Here is a 17,334-nt window from a genome sequence, read left to right on the forward strand (position 1 = left end):
AAACATATAAAACAACCAAGACCACGCAGAAGAATTCTGCGTGGTCTCATTTACGTCCTTTTTTGGATGCAGTATCAGCCGGTTCAAGCCGCGACAATGCCTGCTGGGCTGCATGCTGCTCTGCCTCTTTTTTCGAACGGCCGCTTCCAGTGCCGATAATTTCCTCATTCAGATACACAACAGCTACAAATATTCTGCTGTGCGCAGGTCCTTTCTCATCCTGGATCTGATAATGAATCTGTCCAAGATTGTCCCGTTGAATATGCTCCTGAAGCTGACTTTTAAAATCCATCATATGCGAAAAAGCACCGTCATCAATCTTAGGGTAGATCGTCTGTGCTAGAAAATGGTATACAGCCTCAAGCCCCTGATCAAGATAAAGGGCTCCGACAAAAGCTTCATATACATCTGCGAGAAGTGCCGGCCGGTTCCGCCCTCCTGTCAGCTCTTCACCTTTCCCCAGCAGAACGAGCGAGCCAAAATGAAGCTCCTCTGCAAGGTTAGCGAGCGATGCTTCACATACAATTGCGGCGCGAAGCTTTGTCATATCGCCTTCACTCATGGTGGAAAATCGCTTAAATAGATGCTGCGAGACAGCAAGCTCTAGAACTGCATCACCTAAGAATTCCAGCCGTTCGTTATCATGTACCGAGCGGATGCGATGCTCATTCACATAGGATGAATGGGTGAAAGCCTGAATCAAAAGCTTTTCATTCGTAAATGAAAGCGATAACTGAGATATTGCCTGCTGGAGCTTTTGGCGTTCAGCTTCCGTAACAATCAGTCTATTCCTTCCTCTTTTTCCGCGCGGAGCCTGATATTTATTTTGATTTCTGCGTGAATCCTGTGACATTGATAAACCCCCGTTTCCCTGTAAAACCAAGCTTTAAGCAAAACCAAGCCCCATTAATTTCAAATGGGACTTGGCAGTTACAAACGGATGTATTATTGCTGGGCCTCTATGTAATTAACAACATCAGCCACAGTAACAATCTTTTCAGCTTCTTCATCTGAAATTTCGAGATCAAATTCATCTTCTAATTCCATGACAAGCTCCACCACGTCTAAAGAATCTGCACCTAGGTCATCTTTAAAAGTAGCTTCAAGCTTTACCTCAGATTCTTCTACACCAAGGCGTTCAACCACAATTTTCTGGACACGCTCAAGTACGTTTTCTGCCATTTCCATTCACCTCCTTAAAAGGATGATTTTCCGAGCTTCCGATTTCCTAATAGCCATTATAGAAGATGTCACAACAAAATGCTATAGGTAAAGCGAATGCGTTCTGAAAATAACCAGGCTGCTTCTTAAGGCATTGCCATGCCGCCGTCGACATGCAGTGTCTGGCCTGTAATATAAGAAGCATCCTCTGACGCAAGAAATCTGACAACCCTTGCAACTTCTTCAGGACTGCCGAGTTTTCCTAATGGAATTTGACCTAAAATACCAGCTCTCGCTTCTTCCCCTAATTCCTCTGTCATGTCAGTGGCAATAAATCCGGGGGCGACTGCATTCACATGAATGTTTCTCGATGCAAATTCCCTGGCAAGTGTCTTTGTCAATCCAATAACGCCTGCTTTTGCAGCTGTATAATTAGCTTGTCCCGCGTTCCCTAACACAGCTACTACAGAAGCAATATTTATAATCTTTCCAGAGCGCTGCTTCATCATTGGACGCGCTGCTGTCTTTGCACACTGGAATACACCTTTTAAATTCGTATCCATCACAGCGTCCCAATCTTCTTCTTTTAAGCGCATTATCAGGTTATCTCTAGTGATGCCGGCATTATTGATGAGGATGTCTATTTGGCCGAACGTCGAGGTTACTTCTTTTATCATTGCTTTTACATCTGCTTCATCTGCTACGTCTGCCTGCACTGCGAACGCTTTAACGCCGTATTTCTTACAGGCTTCAACTACCTCTTCGGCTTTGGCATGGCTGCCAGCATAGTTGACAGCCACATTAGCCCCATGCTTTGCCAATTCAAGGGCGATAGCCCGCCCGATGCCTCTGGATGCTCCTGTAACGAGTGCTGCTTTTTCTTCTAACAATTATGACTCCCCTTTCAATTTGGAAACGGTTTTTTCTAAGGATGCCATATCCTGCACGGAGTGAACCTCAATACCACGGCGCTGCACACGGCGGACCAGCCCGCTCAAAACATTACCGGAACCGACTTCTACAAACTTCGTAACTCCCAGTTCGATCATGCGGCGGACACTGTCTTCCCAGTACACTGGTGAAGTAACCTGTTCAATCAGCTTCTGTTTAAGAATCTCTCCCCGAGTTTCTTCTTTCGCGTTTACATTCGTAATCACCGGAACCGAGGAATGTTCAAATTGAATTGGCTCAAGTACAGCCAGAAGTTTATCACGGGCGGGTTCCATCAGACTGGAATGAAATGGGCCGCTGACCGGAAGTGGAATTACGCGCTTTGCACCTTTTTCCCTTGCGGCCTCACCTGCTGCTTCAACTGCCTCTTTATCGCCTGAAATAACAATTTGACCTGGCGCATTCAAGTTGGCAAGCTGGACAACACCGTCTTTAATCGAACTGGTAATATCCAGCAGTTCTTCTCTTTCCAGTCCCATTACCGCAGACATCGCCCCTTTTCCGGCCGGAACCGCTTCCTCCATAAATAGTCCGCGCTTGCGGACCGTCTGAACAGCGTCAGTGAAAGACATTACCCCTGCTGCCACCAGGGCTGAATATTCCCCCAGGCTGTGGCCGGCAGTAAAATCAGGCGCCGCCCCTTGTTCCTTCAGCATTTCAAACAAAGCGATGCTCGCACTAAGCAGTGCAGGCTGTGCATTTTCTGTTCTTTTCAGGACATCCTCCGGCCCGTTAAACATAAGTCCCGTCAAGCTTTCATTTAGCTTTTCGTCGGCGCTGTCCAGTAGAGCTTTTGCGCCTTCATGGTGATTGTATATATCCTCTGCCATTCCCGGATGCTGAGAACCCTGTCCTGGAAAAATAAACGCTGTTTTAGCCATGCTTTTCACTCTCCTGCTCTTCTGCATCTTTTGCTATGACTGCTGTAACATTCTCATTAACCATCTGCCTTGCCTGACGGATGGCATGATAAATCGCTGTATGATCAGAGGATCCATGTGCTTTGATGACCGGCGCTCTTAAACCGAACAGACCGGCTCCACCGTAATGAGAATAACTCATTTTTTCTTTAATGTTCTTTAAACTCGGTTTCAATACACCTGCAGCCAGTTTATTTGGTAAGCTCGATGTCAGCTCTTCTTTTAATAATTGGAACAATGTAGCTGCGGTGCCTTCAATCGACTTTAATATTAAATTGCCTGAAAAACCGTCACAGACAGCAACATCGCAAACGCCGTCCAACAAATCTCTTGCCTCGACATTACCAATAAATTGAAGCCGAGCCTGAGAGAGCTTATCAAAAGCTAGTTTGGACAGCTCGTTACCTTTTCCATCCTCTGTTCCAATGTTGACAAGGCCGACACGCGGGCTGTTAACCTTTTTGACCATTTCCATGTATGTGCTTCCCATCTGTGCATTTTGAAGAAGATGTTCCGCTTTTGCATCCACATTCGCTCCGACGTCCAGAAGTAAAAAACCTTCACCATCTACCGTAGGAAGCATGGGTGCAAGAGCAGGCCGTTCAATACCGGAAATACGCCCGATATGGAGCAGTCCTGCCGTCATCAAGGCTCCCGTGTTACCAGAAGAGATGCAGGCATCGCCACGACCTTCCTTTACCTCTTTAACGGCAAGAACCATCGAAGAATCTTTTTTTCGGCGCACCGCTTTTGTCGGTGTTTCATCATCTTCAATTTTCTCGTTGGTATGTAAGATAGAGATATTCTTTTTCTTTGTCAAATGCTGTTCTAATAATACTTCATCTCCGACTAAGACAATCTGAATATCTTCAAAAGAACGGACAGCTGCCATTGCTCCCGCCACATGTGCTTTTGGAGCCTGGTCTCCACCCATGGCATCAATAACTATTTTCATAGTTTCACACTCCTCTTCTTAGAGCTGATTATGATTTGCTCTGATTTCCGGTTGTACGGTACATCACAAATTCACCACGAAACACTATTTCGCGGTTAACTCGGCTCGTGACTTCGACAGTGGTTTTCTTTGACCTTGCTTGATTGACCACTGCTTTTGCGATAACACGCTCCCCGGCTTTAACCTGGCGGCTGAAGAATACAGTAGCTTTAGTTGTTAAGGCAAGTTCATCATTAATAATAGCGACCGCCAATGAATTTGCCTGAGCAAACAAATAATGGCCTCTTGCAATACCTGTCCGTTCAAAAACGTGGTCTTCGTTGATGTCAAGAATGGAGATTGCTTCTTCATCAAGTCGCAGATCAATAATTTCACCGATAACTTCTTCAGGGGTCAGTGCTTTTACTTCGTCAAGATGCTCTCTTGCCACATGCTTAATACGTTCGCGCAGTTCAGGTATAGAGAGCTCCAGCCTGTCTAAACGAATAGTTTGTACGCTCACTTGAAACGATTTCGCAAGACTTTCATCTGTAATAAATGGATCTGCTGCAATTGTATCTTTTAATAGCTGCTGACGTTCTTTTTTGTTTCGCTTCAAAGCTTGCAGCCTCCGCTTCTATGACTAGGTACTAATAGTAGTATATATTTGCCTGCTTTTATTTTCAACTCTCATTTAATCGAGCTTTTCCCCAGCCAGAGCCCCGGTATCCTTTAGAAATTGGCGCAGATAAGCATATTCATCGTTCGACCAGAAGGCCTCACTTTTCATTAAGTCGGCCGCATCCTGCCTGGCGGTTTCAAGGGCTCGGTAATCATGGACAACATCGGCAATTTTAAAATCAGGCAGGCCGCTTTGTTTTCTTCCGAAGAAATCGCCGGGACCACGCAGTTCCAGATCGCGTTCAGATATTTTAAAGCCGTCTTCCGTTTCCTGCATTATCCGCATTCTTTCTTTTCCAGTTTCTGATTTCGGATCGGAAAGCAGAATACAGTAGGATTGATGCTCTCCTCTTCCTACACGTCCTCGAAGCTGGTGGAGCTGAGCTAATCCGAATCGGTCCGCATCATATATTACCATAATAGTAGCGTTCGGGACGTTTACACCGACTTCCACAACGGTTGTAGAGACTAGTACCTTTGTGCGTGCTTTTGCAAAATCCTCCATTACTGTTTCTTTTTCTTCTGCAGGCAGTCTTCCGTGCATTAACCCGACCGGCAAAGATGTAAAATAACTCTGAAGCTGCGCATGCACATCGATCGCATTTTGAACGTCCAGTTTATCTGATTCTTCAATCAGAGGACAGATCACATAGGCCTGTCTTCCTTTATTTATTTCTTTCCGGATAAAAGCGAGCACTCTTTCAAACATATCATGCTTTGCCCAATGCGTTTCAATTGGCTTTCTGCCGGCAGGAAGTTCATCTATCATTGAAACGTCCATATCTCCGAAAACAGAAATTGCAAGGGTTCGGGGAATCGGAGTGGCTGTCATAAACAAAACATCCGGCTCATAGCCCTTATCACGAAGAATTCTCCGCTGATTTACTCCAAATCGATGCTGTTCATCCGTGATCACTAATCCAAGCTTATGAAAATGCACATCCTCCTGTATGAGTGCATGGGTGCCGATCACTATATCTGCTTCTCCAGATTGAATCCTCGTGTTTATTTCTCCACGCCGTTTTCCTTTTGTGGACCCAGTAAGAAGCTCTACAGTTACCTCTGTTCCGCTGAATAACTGCCGCAAAGACTGCTGATGCTGTTCGGCAAGAATTTCGGTTGGGACCATTAACGCAGACTGTGAACCTCCTATACAGGCAGCATACATAGCAATGGAGGCAACCACTGTCTTACCCGAACCTACGTCTCCCTGCAGAAGCCGGTTCATTTTAAGAGGATCACGCATGTCGCGGAGCACTTCTTCAATGACACGATTTTGAGCTCCGGTCAATGTAAATGGCAGCTCCTGCATAAATGTTTTCACTTTTTCAGCGGAAAAGTGATGGGATGTTCCACTTGATGCCATCCTCTCCGCTCTCTTAAATGCCTGCATTTTTAACTGAAAAAGAAGGAGTTCCTCATAGACGAGCCTTCTCCGAGCATGCTTGAGCTGCTCTTTGGTTTTAGGCTGATGAATGTAAAAAAAAGCATCAGCACGCGCAGGCAACTTATATTTTGTCAGAATCGATTGTGGCAGCGTTTCTTCAATGTAAGGAGCGTAGTTGTGCAGCGCAGAATTTACATGGCGCTGAAGCTGTTTAACCGTGACACTTCCGCCTGCCGGATAAACTGGTTCAAGTTGTTTCGAAGGGTCAGGAGCGCCCTGCTGAAAGTCCTGAACAGTTATACGGAGTCGATGCTTATCCCATTTTCCGGTAATCGTCACCATTTCTCCATGTTTCAATTTATTTTTTAAAAAAGCACGATTAAAAAATACCGCTGTCACTAAAATGTTTTCCACTGCCATTCTAACAGTCATTCTTGACTTCTTTTTTCCCATGTATCTGACGGATGCTTCTGACTGTATGGTTCCTGCAATCGTAACCCTGTCGTCATGCCGGAGCTCAGCAATCGGAAGCACCTCGTGATTATCATATCTGAATGGAAAATGCTCCAGTAAATCGGCAATTGAATGAATGCGGAGGCCGTGAAGTTCTTTTTCTTTTTCGTCCCCGATTCCATTAAGGACCGATACAGGCTGCTGCAGCATCCCGTTCATAGCAGATTCACAGTCTTTATTTCTTTCATGGATGTCCTCTCCTAATTATTAATAGTGACGAAGAAAAAGACTGCCCCGTAAGATTTCTCTTTTCCGGGCAGCCCCTTATTCTTCAGCTGGCATGACAGCCACGGCAATGGTGCCAGGGCCGGTATGGGAACCGATAACCGCTCCAATTTTCGTTAAAACATCGGATTTAACGTTTAATGTCTCTTTTGCTGACTTCAGCAGTTCTTCGCCTGCTTCCGGAGCCCGGGCATGGGATACACCGATATGGACCGGACGCTCCTTATATTCTTTTTGAAGTGCCTCAGAGATCGCTTGCATGGCTTTTTTCTTTCCACGTGCTTTTTGATATGGATAAACCTCTCCGTCTTTGTTCAGACTCAGTACTGGTTTCATTTTTAACAGAGAGCCAATCAGAGCGGATGCTTTTCCAATCCGGCCGTTTTTTTGTAAGTATTGAAGTGTATCTACTAAAAAATAAACGTTTGTTTCCTCGAGGAGCTGTTCGAGCCTCGCTTCACACTGGGCAAGTCCCGCGCCATCCCTGGCCATTTTTGCTATTTCTACGACTATCACTCCAATAGCGTAGGAAGCTCTTTTTGAATCTATTACCTTTACGTTTATGTTTTCGCCTATCGATGCGGCAGCCACTTCTGCAGACTGTACCGTTCCGCTCATTCTGCTTGAAATATGAATGGAAAGTATATCTGCAGGCTTGCCGTCCGATTTCCTGGCAATCCGCTCATAGACCGTTTCAAATTCATAAGGGGAAGGCTGCGAAGTGGTCGGGAGATCATCGAGCGTTTCCAGCTTATTGTAAAATTCATCCGGAGTAAGGGACACCCCATCCTGATAGGTATCTGACCCCATGGATACTTTCAATGGAATTACCGTAATATCCAGAGCTTTCGTTAATTCAACAGGGATATCAGCAGTACTGTCTGTGACAATTTTTACTTCAGGCACGTAAACTGCCCCTTTCCATCTGACTTTTATTCTACTGAAATGATGAATGAATACAGTGGCTGTCCACCGTCATGATATTCCACTTCAAGATCTGGAAACTGTTTTTCTGCATAGGAAGCCAGCTTCTCTGCAAGCTGCAGGTCTGCTCCTTCTCCATAGATAAAGGTTACAATTTCAGAATCATCGTCCAAAAGGCTGTCAATCAGCTTTTTTGATACTTCCTCGAGGTCACTGGAAGATGCTATTATTTTCTTTTCGGCAAGCCCCATGAAATCTCCTTCTTTTATTTCAAGGCCATCTATTACAGTGTCTCTTACAGCATAAGTAACTTGTCCCGTTTTTACAGACTTTCCTGCCTGCTCCATCGCCTGTTTGTTCTCCTCAGCTGACGTTTCTTCTGAAAAAGCAAACATAGCACCGAGTCCCTGAGGAACAGTTTTTGTATGGATGACCTGCACATGCCCGCCGCTTACTTCCGCAGCCTGCTCGGCAGTCATAATAATATTACTGTTATTCGGAAGTACAAAGATATGGCGTGCTTGTACCTTATTGATGGCACTTATAATGTCCTCCGTACTAGGATTCATTGTCTGACCGCCCGAGATCACCTCGTTGACCCCGAGCCCTTTAAATAAAGCCTCCACCCCGTCTCCCATGGAGATAGTAACAAATCCAAATTCTTTATTGTTACTCTCAGCCGGTTCCTGAACAGGATCCTGTGCTTTTGAGGATTGTTCTTCAGAAAGGAGGGCCTGATGCTGTTCTCTCATATTCTCTATTTTTACATGGACGATGCTGCCAAATTTTTGGGCACTTGTAAGTACTTCTCCTGGATATTCAGCATGAATATGTATTTTCAGGAGGTCTTCATCACTGACTACTAACAAGGAATCCCCACAGGCAGCCAGCTCATTTTTGAATACGCTTTCTTCGTAAGGGCGGCGTTTGATTTTATCTTCTTCAAACTTCACCATCACTTCTGTGCAGTACCCATATGTGATGTCTTCTGTAGCGAGATGAGACTGTGCATTTTGATGATGCTCTACTTTTACTAGATCATTAAGTGATGGGGCAGATTTACTTTTGTCTGATTTTTTTCCTTGTAAAGCAAGCAGCATGCCTTCGTAAATATATACAAGCCCCTGTCCGCCGGAATCAACAACTCCCACCTCTTTTAAGACAGGAAGCAGATCCGGCGTGCGCTGCAGAGATGCTTCTGCTTCGTTCAGGACTTTTTTAAGCCAGTCTGCAGCATTTGATTCCTGTGTGCTGCTGCCCAGCTCTGCTGCATCTTTGGCCACTGTAAGAATAGTGCCCTCAACCGGCTTCATCACTGCTTTATAAGCGGTAGCCACACCTTCTTCAAATGCTCCTGTTAAATCCTCGACACTTAATTCCTCTTTTTTCTCCACTGCTTTGGAAAATCCTCTGAACAACTGAGATAAAATCACACCGGAATTTCCACGCGCTCCCATGAGAAGTCCTTTGGAAAAAGTCTTAGCTGTTTTTCCTGCATGGTCGTCCGGTTTTTCAGTAATCTCTTTAACTCCGGATGTCATCGTAAGATTCATATTTGTCCCGGTGTCTCCATCAGGAACGGGAAATACATTGAGTGCGTCCACTTGTTTTACATTTTGAGCAAGCAGTGCAGCGCCTTCTTCAAACATGGAAGCAAGCTGTCTGCCGTTGATTTTTTGTTCTGTCACGATCGGCTTCCTCCTCATTCTCAACTATGTACCGGTTACACGCACACCCTGCACATATACGTTTACAGAATCTACAGTGAGTCCGAGCATCTGCTGAAGCTGGTATTTTACCTTACTCTGTACGTTATAAGCTACTTCTGATATTTTCACTCCGTAGCTTACAATAATGTACATATCGATGTGGATGCCATCCTCAATTTCGCGGATGACTACGCCCCGTGAAAAATTATCACGTCCGAGCAGCTCGGAAAGACCATCTTTAATTTGTTTTTGGGAGGCCATACCGACAATGCCGTAACAATCCACTGCTGCGCCGCCTGCAATCGTAGCGACAACTTCTTTTGAAATATCTATCGAACCCAGCTGGGAATTCATTTCTATGGTCATCAAATATCCTCCTCTGCAAAATCCCTATTTGTACGGATATTTTACTATAATTACAATCGTTTTAAAAGACTGCGTGTAATTTCGACAATTTTCATATCATTTATACTCTACAAATTCAATTATACGCTGTCAAGAAAATTTCTTTACTGCTGTAAATTTCTTTTATTGCAATGACAGAGACCGTATGCTAAGATGTTCAAGTATGAATGAACTACGGAATGTATAAGGAGGTGCATGTCATGGCACGTAAATGCTATGTGACAGGCAAAGGCCCTAAATCAGGCAATAATCGTTCTCACGCTAATAATTCTTCCAAGCGCCGCTGGGGTGCAAACGTACAAAAAGTACGTATTTTGGTTGACGGAAAGCCGAAGCGCGTATACGTTTCAGCCCGCGCTCTTAAATCTGGTAAAGTCGAACGAGTATAAAACAAAGAACGTAAAAAAGCTTGCCGAGCTGCGCAAGCTTTTTTTACATAGTCATATAGTTTACATAATAATATTATAATACCCTATTCTTTTTTAATTGTACCAATGACGGCGCGTACAAATCCCCCGAGAAATTTTGGCAGCTTAATCGTGTAAAATTTCATAACCATTCCTCCTCATTCTGATAAAACGCGGCACGCGCCGCTGCTGATTTATCCAATCACCCAGTCAATCTCCGGACGCTGCTGGCTTAACCGATTCTTTATTATGTATATTCATCAAAGATAAAAAAGTACATGAAATTTAAGAAAAGCTTTGCCCGGATCTGAAAGATGGGAAGAAGAAATGCTCACTTCAGCTGCCGCGGATGGAACGGATTGCCGAAGCGCGATTTTTTTCTTTAAAAACAGCAGAGCCGGCAACAAGTACATTCGCCCCTGCTTCCCTGCACTGTGCCGCCGTGACCGCATTGATTCCGCCGTCCACCTCGATATCTATGGTTACACCTCTTTCTTCAGACATTTCCTTTACTCTTTTAATTTTATTCAACACTTCCGGGATAAATGCCTGTCCTCCAAATCCAGGATTTACGGTCATGAGAAGCACCATGTCAGCCTCAGAAAGAACATGCTGAATTGTTTCAGCCGGTGTGGCCGGGTTTAACACGACACCCGCTTTTACCCCTTCTTTTTTAATAAGCTGCAATGTTCGGTGCAGATGTACGTCTGCCTCTACATGAACAGAAATAATATCAGCTCCTGCTTTTGCAAAATCGTGGATATATTTTTCTGGAGATTCAATCATGAGGTGAACGTCGAGCGTTTTTTGAGTATGCGGACGGACCGCTTCTACAATAAGAGGTCCAATCGTGATATTCGGAACAAAATGGCCGTCCATAACGTCAATGTGAATATAATCTGCACCGCCTCGGTCCACGTCTTGAATTTCTTCTTTCAGTATAGAAAAATCTGAAGCTAAAATGGATGGGGCTATCTTAATCATCGTTAATACCTCCGCTGCTCTGAAATTTCTTGAAAAAACTGCAAATAATGCTTATATCGATATTCTTTCAGCTCTCCAGTTTTCAGTGCTTGTTTAATGGCACATCCCGGTTCCCTGCGATGAGTGCAGCCCCTGAATTTACATTCAGGCAGCCGGCGCTTCATTTCTGGAAAATAGAGATCGAGATTATCTTCTTGAATTTCTTTGAAATCAAGAGAGCTGAACCCTGGAGTATCTGCTACGAGCCCTCCGTCTATCTTCAACAATTCGACATGGCGCGTGGTGTGTTTTCCCCTGCCCAGATGGCTCGATATCTCTGCTGTTTCCAGGTCAAGATCCGGCTTTAATGCGTTTAAAAGAGTGGATTTCCCCACCCCGGACTGCCCCGCAATAATAGAGAGATTAGCAGCGAAAACTGGACGAAGGGCTTCAACTCCTTCATTCGTCACACTCGAAAGAAGGATTACTTCGTAGCCGGCCTCTTCATAGTCTTTTTTGTATTGGATAATTTCTTCTTTTTTTTCTTCATCTGCAAGGTCCATTTTTGTAATGATAATCCGTATGCGTATCTGTTGAGCTTCCACGTGTACAAGAAAACGGTCGAGCAGGATCGTAGAGAAAGAAGGCTCTTCAGCTGAAAAAACAAGAAGTGCCTGGTCAATATTGGCCACCGGAGGCCGGACAAGCTCATTGCTCCGTTCTTTGATTTCAAGAATGTACCCGTCCGTTACGTTTTCCGCATCAAATTTCACTTTATCGCCTACAAGCGGCTTTATTTTCTGTTTGCGAAACAGTCCTCGTCCGCGGCACTGGAAGTAGCCAGCTTCATTTTCTACATAGTAAAACCCGCTGAGTGCTTTCACAATTATTCCCTCTGCCATTCTTCCTCCTAATCTCCATAAGAAAAACTGTTGGATTGGACTTCTTCATCATCCACATATAAGGTATAGGTGCCGTCGGTCTCCGGAGTCACCTCAAGAGGGACTCTGTATGTCTTTGTTTCTGTAATAGTTTCTTCTGTGAATGTTTCCGGCTCCTCTGTTGTTGCATCTTCATACTCGATGCGGATATTAAATTCCCGTCCTTCTTCTTCATCACTTTCGTCCACCTCTACTGGAATTACTGCTTCCACCTGTTCAGAGGACTGTTCATCTTCATTTTCCTCTCCGCCATCTTCACTTGATTCATCTTCATCATTAGAATTCTCATCCGGTTCATCTTCTATTTCTTCCGGCCCCGATGATACGATAAATTCAACCGTATCTCCTTCCGTTACAGAATGGTAAGGGCCTGGTGAATGCTCGATGACTCTGCCTTCTTCCACAGAATCTGAAGAAGACGATTCGAACGCTCCTTCGAGGTTGTAATTTTCTAAATAGGTTTCTACTGCTTCTCTTGATTCTCCTTCAAGATTATGCATCGTAAATTCACGCTCTACACTATACATCAGGGTAACAGTCGTTTCAGAAGGTACTATTGTGTCGCCTTCAGTAGGGTCCTGACCGGTAACTTCACCTGGAGGAGCATCTCCGCTGTCATCCTCTCTAAATTCTACACCTTCAAACTCTGAAAGCTCTTCCTCGGCTGCTTCCTGATCCATTCCAGTAACATCAGGCATCTCAATAGTTTCCGGCCCTTCGCTGACGCGAAGCATGACAGTTGAATCTACCTTTACACTTCTGCCGGCCTGCGGATTCTGACTAACGATATGGTCTTCTTCCACTTCATTATGAAAGACCATTTCTGTCTCCGTTTCTAAGCCGGCTTCTTCCATTTCTTCCTCTGCTTCCTCTAAGGGCATACCTACAGTTTCAGGCACCTCTGTATCCTGTACTCTCAGTATTCCCGGCATCCATGTGAAGGCCGCCAGAGCTGCGCCGAACATCAGCATCAATATAAGCAGAATAATACCTGCACGTTTCTTCTTTTTCTTTTTTACGGGTTTTGCCGGCACTTGATCTGACAGTGGTTCCGTAACAATCGTTTCGTTTTTAGAAATGCCGTGTTCCATTGTTTGATCTGAAGCCTCATCATCTTTTATTAATGGGATCGCTTTTGTGGCATCATCATCAAACGGTACAATTAAAGGTGCTTCATTTCTTCTCTCCTCGGAGAGAACTGTAGATAAATCCTCTTTCATATCTTCTACAGATTCATAGCGGTCGAAAGGATTTTTAGAGGTAGCTTTTAATATGACATTCTCAAGACTCTGCGGCAGCCCCGGCCGTTTATCAGAAGGGAGTGGAAGAGGTTCCTGCAAATGTTTAAGCGCGATACTTACCGCTGAATCACCATCGTAAGGAAGAGTTCCTGTAACCATTTCATACAGAACTACACCGAGAGAATATACATCAGATTTTGATGTGATCACTCCTCCTCTTGCCTGCTCAGGTGATAAATAATGGACAGATCCCATCACTGAATTCGTATGGGTAATCGTTGCCGCAGAGGCAGCCCGGGCTATTCCAAAATCGGTTACCTTTGCTTCTCCTTTTTCATTAAGGAGGATATTATGAGGCTTAATATCACGGTGAATAATTTCATTTGCATGAGCATGATTTATTGCGCAGAGGATCTGTTTCATCAGGTCCACAGCCTGACTGAGTGGAAGGGGACCTTCCTCCTGAACCTTCTTTTTTAAAGTTTTTCCCTTTACGTATTCCATAACAATGTAGTAAAGGTCTTCTTCCTCTCCGGCATCGTATATATTTACGATGTTGGGATGAGCAAGACTCGTGGCAGCCTGGGCCTCCCTATGGAATCTTCGGATGAATTCCTCATCCTTATTATATTGAGGCTGCAATACCTTTACTGCAACTTCTCTTTCTAGAATTACGTCTCTGCCCAAATACACATGCGCCATTCCACCGCCGCCGATCAGTTCTTCAATCGCATAACGCTGACTGATTCTTTTTCCGATTAAGTCTGCCATTTGCTCAGCTCCTTATCGGAGAAAGTATGAAGAACAATCGCCACCGAAATATTATCTTCCCCGCCTCTTTCGTTAGCAATATGTATAAGTGATTGAGCACACTTCTCCAACGATATTTCATTTTTCAATTGTGCTTTTATATCTTCGCTGGATAATTTATTTGATAGGCCGTCTGAGCATAGAAGAATACCTTCTCCCTCGGACCAATCCAGAACAAATTCATCTGTCTTGATGAAATTCTCTGTACCAAGTGCACGTGTCAGAACATTCTTACGAGGGTGGTTTTCTGCTTCATCCTCGGTCAATTGTCCGCTTTTTTTCAGTTCATTGACAAGTGAATGATCCTCCGATTTTAATTGAACAGTGTCCTCCCCTACGAAATAGGCACGACTGTCCCCCGCGTGAGAAACAGCTACAAAGCCGGAAGTGCAGATGGCAGCGATGATTGTGGTGCCCATTCCATGCAGGGCTGCATCCTTTTGGGCTGCTTCATGTATACCTCGATTAATTCGAAGTATGCTGTTACTAAGCCATGAAGCAGCTTCCTGAGGAGTTAAGCTTTTATGAAGCGGTTCCCAGTATTGACGGAATAAATTCACTGCCATTTGACTTGCTACGTCGCCTGCCTGGTGGCCTCCCATGCCATCTGCCACTACCGCCAGCAGATCTCCGGATTTATTTTCAAAAACGCCTCCCGAATCTTCATTATACTGCCGGACCAGTCCAGTATCAGTTTTAAACACCGATTTCACCTGAAGACTCACCTCACTTCTTTTTTCTTATATGTGTCTGTGGATTTCGGCAGGCTGTGTTATCTGCCGGAATTTGTTCTTCCCATGGTATCATTGAAAATTTTTTCAATATGGCTCTAATTTTTTTGTAATGAAGCAATAAAAAAGCCATCTGTATGAAAGTACTGCGGTAATATCGTAACATATCCACCGTCCGGCCGCAGGTAATCTTTGAGAGCCGGCGGAAGCCTGTCCGCCAAATTCGCTTCTAGGGTAAAGTCAGGATTATTATGAAGAAAAGCAGAAATCACCTGTTCGTTTTCAGCTTTTCGGACAGTACATGTGCTGTAGACCAGCCTTCCACCAGGTTTCAAAAGCCTGGAAGCCTCTTGCAGTATCGCTGATTGTATGGCAGGCAGACGTTCAGCGTCTTCTCGCTTCTTCTGCCATTTTAATTCTGGTTTTCTGCGGATGACACCGTACCCGCTGCACGGAGCGTCCACAAGGATACGATCAGCACTTTCTGGAAGGAGGGTTTCTGTTAACTTTCTGGCATCCACAGCCTGGGCTGTAATCGTGGTTAAACCAAGTCTATCCGCTTGTTCTTTTATGAGTCCGATTTTTTTCTCATGAAGATCAAAAGCATGTATCTTTCCTCGATCCTGCATTCTCTCGGCAAGATGAGTTGTTTTTCCACCTGGCGCAGCACAGGTGTCGACCGTACTCATGCCAGATCGGGGATCAAGCACACGTCCAACCAGCATAGAGCTTTCATCTTGAATCGTAAACAAGCCTTCTTTATAAGATGGGCTTCCCGCAGCCTTACCTTCGGTTATTCGCAGTGCATCCATTGATAAACTGCCCTGTTCGGCAATACACCCTTCACTTTCTAACTTATTCAGTGCCAGGTCAACCGTCGTTTTCAAAGGATTTATCCGCACACTCATCTGGGGGGGCAGTAGATTAGCGGCTGCCATATCCAGGGCTTTCTTTTCACCATAGTCCTCCACCCATTCCTGCAAAAGCCATTCTGGATGACTAAGAAGAACTGCATGTTTTTTCATGCCGGACAACGATTCTTCCGGCTCCTCGGTTCCGCAGCGCTGGACGGAGCGGAGAACGCCGTTAACAAACCCGCTGATTCCCTGGTGTCCCCGTGCTTTTGCAATGTTAACTGCTTCGTGAATGACAGCTCTTTCAGGCACACGATCAAGATATTTCAGCTGGTACATGGACAGGCGTAAAAGCTGCAGCACCCAGTGATCCAGGGAATGCAGTCCTTTCTTCACAAATGGCTGTAGATAAAAGTCAAGGGTGTTTTTACGTTTGATTGTTCCGTAAACAAGCTCCGTGAGCAAGGATTGATCTTTTGGAGCAATTCTTCCTTCGTTAAGTACATAATTTATCAGCAAATGACTATAGGCGCCTTCCTTTTCAATTCTCTCCATAATCCGCAGAGCTTCTGATCGTACATTTTTGAATGTATCAGCCGTCATAGGAGAACCGCTTCCCTTCTTCGAGTCCGTGTTTTCCCCGCAAATAATCGGCTGCGGCCATCCGCTTTTTTCCTGAGGGCTGAACTTCTGTGAGCAGAACAAGTCTTCCGTCTCCGGCAGTGGTCCAGATTCCATTTTCATCAAGTCTTGCAATTGTACCTGGAGCTGCAGCTGCAGTTTCTTCCACCGCTTCCGCCTGCCAGATTTTTATTGGTTTATCCTCATACACTGTATATGCGACCGGCCAAGGATGCATCCCGCGGATATGGTTATAAACTGCTTCTGCCGCGGCACTCCAATTAATCTTTTCACGCCCCCTTTTTATATTCCGGGCAAATGTAGCTTCTTTCTCGTTTTGCGGCTGCGGCGTGATATCTCCGCGGATCAGCTTCGGCAGTGTCTCCAGCAGCAGTTCTCTTCCTGCAATGCTCAGCTTATCGTGCATCGAGCCTGTCGTATCCTCTTTTTGGATATCGATCTTTCGCTGCGTGAGAATATCTCCTGCATCGAGTTTTTTTACCATATACATTATAGTAATACCGGTAGTCGGCTCTCCATCAATAACGGCCTGGTGTATCGGCGCTCCACCACGGTATTTGGGAAGAAGGGAAGCATGGACATTAACCGCTCCATATGTTGGCGCCGTTAGAATTGCTTCAGGCAAAATTTGGCCGAAAGCTGCTGTAATAATTAAATCAGGTTCCAGCTCAAGAATTTCTTTGACACTCTCTTCGTTTTTCAGCGTTTCCGGCTGAAGGACAGGCAGCCCATGCTGCAGCGCTTCTGATTTCACCGGCGGGGGAGTTAATTCCTTTTTTCGTCCCTTCGGTCGATCTGGTTGAGTAACGACAGCTTTGACATTATAGCCTTTTTCGACCAAACCTCTTAATATCGGTACTGAAAAGTCCGGTGTGCCCATAAAAATTACGTTCATTACTCATTCTCCTCTGTGTCAATATAGGATAGAAAATAGA

18 protein-coding genes are annotated in these 17,334 nt (G+C 44.9%); 1 reads left to right on the forward strand and 17 read right to left on the reverse strand.

What is annotated here, in order from left to right; genetic code table 11:
* Nucleotides 1-46: 46 nt before the first annotated feature.
* The 10 genes from rnc to ACE4RR_RS02110 form a co-directional block, all read right to left on the reverse strand.
* Nucleotides 47-853, reverse strand: a complete 807-nt coding sequence (gene rnc, locus ACE4RR_RS02065) for a ribonuclease III (RefSeq protein WP_375533731.1) — start codon at nucleotides 851-853, stop codon at nucleotides 47-49.
* 92 nt (nucleotides 854-945) lie between these two features.
* Nucleotides 946-1,182: an acyl carrier protein gene (gene acpP / locus ACE4RR_RS02070; RefSeq protein WP_375533732.1), complete on the reverse strand. Its 237-nt coding sequence runs from the start codon at nucleotides 1,180-1,182 to the stop codon at nucleotides 946-948.
* A 125-nt stretch (nucleotides 1,183-1,307) separates the two neighbouring features.
* Nucleotides 1,308-2,051, reverse strand: a complete 744-nt coding sequence (fabG, locus tag ACE4RR_RS02075; RefSeq protein ID WP_375533733.1) for a 3-oxoacyl-[acyl-carrier-protein] reductase — start codon at nucleotides 2,049-2,051, stop codon at nucleotides 1,308-1,310.
* The gene (gene fabD / locus ACE4RR_RS02080) at nucleotides 2,052-2,993 is read right to left on the reverse strand and encodes an ACP S-malonyltransferase (protein WP_375533734.1); all 942 of its coding nucleotides are present in this window, start codon (nucleotides 2,991-2,993) and stop codon (nucleotides 2,052-2,054) included.
* On the reverse strand, nucleotides 2,986-3,987 hold the full coding sequence (gene plsX / locus ACE4RR_RS02085) for a phosphate acyltransferase PlsX (RefSeq protein ID WP_375533735.1): 1,002 nt from the start codon (nucleotides 3,985-3,987) through the stop codon (nucleotides 2,986-2,988). Before plsX ends, fabD begins: the two co-directional genes overlap by 8 nt.
* Before the next feature lie 28 nt (nucleotides 3,988-4,015).
* Nucleotides 4,016-4,585, reverse strand: coding sequence for a transcription factor FapR (gene fapR / locus ACE4RR_RS02090; RefSeq protein ID WP_375533736.1), 570 nt, complete (start codon nucleotides 4,583-4,585; stop codon nucleotides 4,016-4,018).
* Nucleotides 4,586-4,660: 75 nt separating this feature from the next.
* A complete protein-coding gene (gene recG, locus ACE4RR_RS02095) occupies nucleotides 4,661-6,706 on the reverse strand; it encodes an ATP-dependent DNA helicase RecG (protein ID WP_375533737.1) in 2,046 nt (681 codons plus the stop codon).
* Nucleotides 6,707-6,811: 105 nt separating this feature from the next.
* Complete coding sequence (locus ACE4RR_RS02100; protein WP_375533738.1) at nucleotides 6,812-7,678, reverse strand: DegV family protein; 867 nt, start codon at nucleotides 7,676-7,678, stop codon at nucleotides 6,812-6,814.
* 26 nt (nucleotides 7,679-7,704) lie between these two features.
* Complete coding sequence (locus ACE4RR_RS02105; protein ID WP_375533739.1) at nucleotides 7,705-9,384, reverse strand: DAK2 domain-containing protein; 1,680 nt, start codon at nucleotides 9,382-9,384, stop codon at nucleotides 7,705-7,707.
* 24 nt (nucleotides 9,385-9,408) lie between these two features.
* Nucleotides 9,409-9,771: an Asp23/Gls24 family envelope stress response protein gene (locus ACE4RR_RS02110; RefSeq protein ID WP_375533740.1), complete on the reverse strand. Its 363-nt coding sequence runs from the start codon at nucleotides 9,769-9,771 to the stop codon at nucleotides 9,409-9,411.
* Nucleotides 9,772-10,010: 239 nt separating this feature from the next.
* Between ACE4RR_RS02110 and rpmB the strand changes: the two genes are divergently transcribed.
* Complete coding sequence (gene rpmB, locus ACE4RR_RS02115) at nucleotides 10,011-10,199, forward strand: 50S ribosomal protein L28 (protein WP_375533741.1); 189 nt, start codon at nucleotides 10,011-10,013, stop codon at nucleotides 10,197-10,199.
* Nucleotides 10,200-10,282: 83 nt separating this feature from the next.
* Here rpmB and spoVM read toward each other — a convergent pair whose 3' ends face one another.
* From spoVM to fmt, 7 genes are all read right to left on the reverse strand, one after another.
* On the reverse strand, nucleotides 10,283-10,363 hold the full coding sequence (gene spoVM / locus ACE4RR_RS02120) for a stage V sporulation protein SpoVM (protein ID WP_091270301.1): 81 nt from the start codon (nucleotides 10,361-10,363) through the stop codon (nucleotides 10,283-10,285).
* A gap of 190 nt (nucleotides 10,364-10,553) precedes the next feature.
* Nucleotides 10,554-11,201: a ribulose-phosphate 3-epimerase gene (gene rpe, locus ACE4RR_RS02125; protein WP_375533742.1), complete on the reverse strand. Its 648-nt coding sequence runs from the start codon at nucleotides 11,199-11,201 to the stop codon at nucleotides 10,554-10,556.
* A 2-nt stretch (nucleotides 11,202-11,203) separates the two neighbouring features.
* Nucleotides 11,204-12,082 (reverse strand): ribosome small subunit-dependent GTPase A, encoded by an 879-nt coding sequence (gene rsgA / locus ACE4RR_RS02130; protein WP_375533743.1) that lies wholly within the window; start codon nucleotides 12,080-12,082, stop codon nucleotides 11,204-11,206.
* Nucleotides 12,083-12,090: 8 nt separating this feature from the next.
* A complete protein-coding gene (pknB, locus tag ACE4RR_RS02135; RefSeq protein ID WP_375533744.1) occupies nucleotides 12,091-14,133 on the reverse strand; it encodes a Stk1 family PASTA domain-containing Ser/Thr kinase in 2,043 nt (680 codons plus the stop codon).
* The gene (locus tag ACE4RR_RS02140; RefSeq protein WP_375533745.1) at nucleotides 14,121-14,885 is read right to left on the reverse strand and encodes a Stp1/IreP family PP2C-type Ser/Thr phosphatase; all 765 of its coding nucleotides are present in this window, start codon (nucleotides 14,883-14,885) and stop codon (nucleotides 14,121-14,123) included. The genes pknB and ACE4RR_RS02140 overlap by 13 nt, the downstream gene beginning before the upstream one ends.
* 116 nt (nucleotides 14,886-15,001) lie before the next feature.
* The gene (gene rsmB, locus ACE4RR_RS02145; protein ID WP_375533746.1) at nucleotides 15,002-16,360 is read right to left on the reverse strand and encodes a 16S rRNA (cytosine(967)-C(5))-methyltransferase RsmB; all 1,359 of its coding nucleotides are present in this window, start codon (nucleotides 16,358-16,360) and stop codon (nucleotides 15,002-15,004) included.
* Nucleotides 16,350-17,294, reverse strand: coding sequence for a methionyl-tRNA formyltransferase (fmt, locus tag ACE4RR_RS02150; RefSeq protein ID WP_375533747.1), 945 nt, complete (start codon nucleotides 17,292-17,294; stop codon nucleotides 16,350-16,352). Before fmt ends, rsmB begins: the two co-directional genes overlap by 11 nt.
* Nucleotides 17,295-17,334 lie beyond the last annotated feature (40 nt).

The organism is Alteribacillus sp. HJP-4 (genome assembly GCF_042139015.1).
Classification (GTDB): domain Bacteria; phylum Bacillota; class Bacilli; order Bacillales; family Marinococcaceae; genus JBHIKY01.

Excerpts from the sequence above, each read along its gene's own strand:
- rnc (WP_375533731.1), bottom strand. The coding sequence starts at position 853 with ATGTCACAGGATTCACGCAGAAATCAAAATAAATATCAGGCTCCGCGC.
- acpP (WP_375533732.1), bottom strand. The coding sequence starts at position 1,182 with ATGGCAGAAAACGTACTTGAGCGTGTCCAGAAAATTGTGGTTGAACGC.
- fabD (WP_375533734.1), bottom strand. The coding sequence starts at position 2,993 with ATGGCTAAAACAGCGTTTATTTTTCCAGGACAGGGTTCTCAGCATCCG.
- plsX (WP_375533735.1), bottom strand. The coding sequence starts at position 3,987 with ATGAAAATAGTTATTGATGCCATGGGTGGAGACCAGGCTCCAAAAGCA.
- recG (WP_375533737.1), bottom strand. The coding sequence starts at position 6,706 with ATGAACGGGATGCTGCAGCAGCCTGTATCGGTCCTTAATGGAATCGGG.
- ACE4RR_RS02110 (WP_375533740.1), bottom strand. The coding sequence starts at position 9,771 with ATGACCATAGAAATGAATTCCCAGCTGGGTTCGATAGATATTTCAAAA.
- rpmB (WP_375533741.1), top strand. The coding sequence starts at position 10,011 with ATGGCACGTAAATGCTATGTGACAGGCAAAGGCCCTAAATCAGGCAAT.
- spoVM (WP_091270301.1), bottom strand. The coding sequence starts at position 10,363 with ATGAAATTTTACACGATTAAGCTGCCAAAATTTCTCGGGGGATTTGTA.
- rpe (WP_375533742.1), bottom strand. The coding sequence starts at position 11,201 with ATGATTAAGATAGCCCCATCCATTTTAGCTTCAGATTTTTCTATACTG.
- rsgA (WP_375533743.1), bottom strand. The coding sequence starts at position 12,082 with ATGGCAGAGGGAATAATTGTGAAAGCACTCAGCGGGTTTTACTATGTA.
- pknB (WP_375533744.1), bottom strand. The coding sequence starts at position 14,133 with ATGGCAGACTTAATCGGAAAAAGAATCAGTCAGCGTTATGCGATTGAA.
- rsmB (WP_375533746.1), bottom strand. The coding sequence starts at position 16,360 with ATGACGGCTGATACATTCAAAAATGTACGATCAGAAGCTCTGCGGATT.
- fmt (WP_375533747.1), bottom strand. The coding sequence starts at position 17,294 with ATGAACGTAATTTTTATGGGCACACCGGACTTTTCAGTACCGATATTA.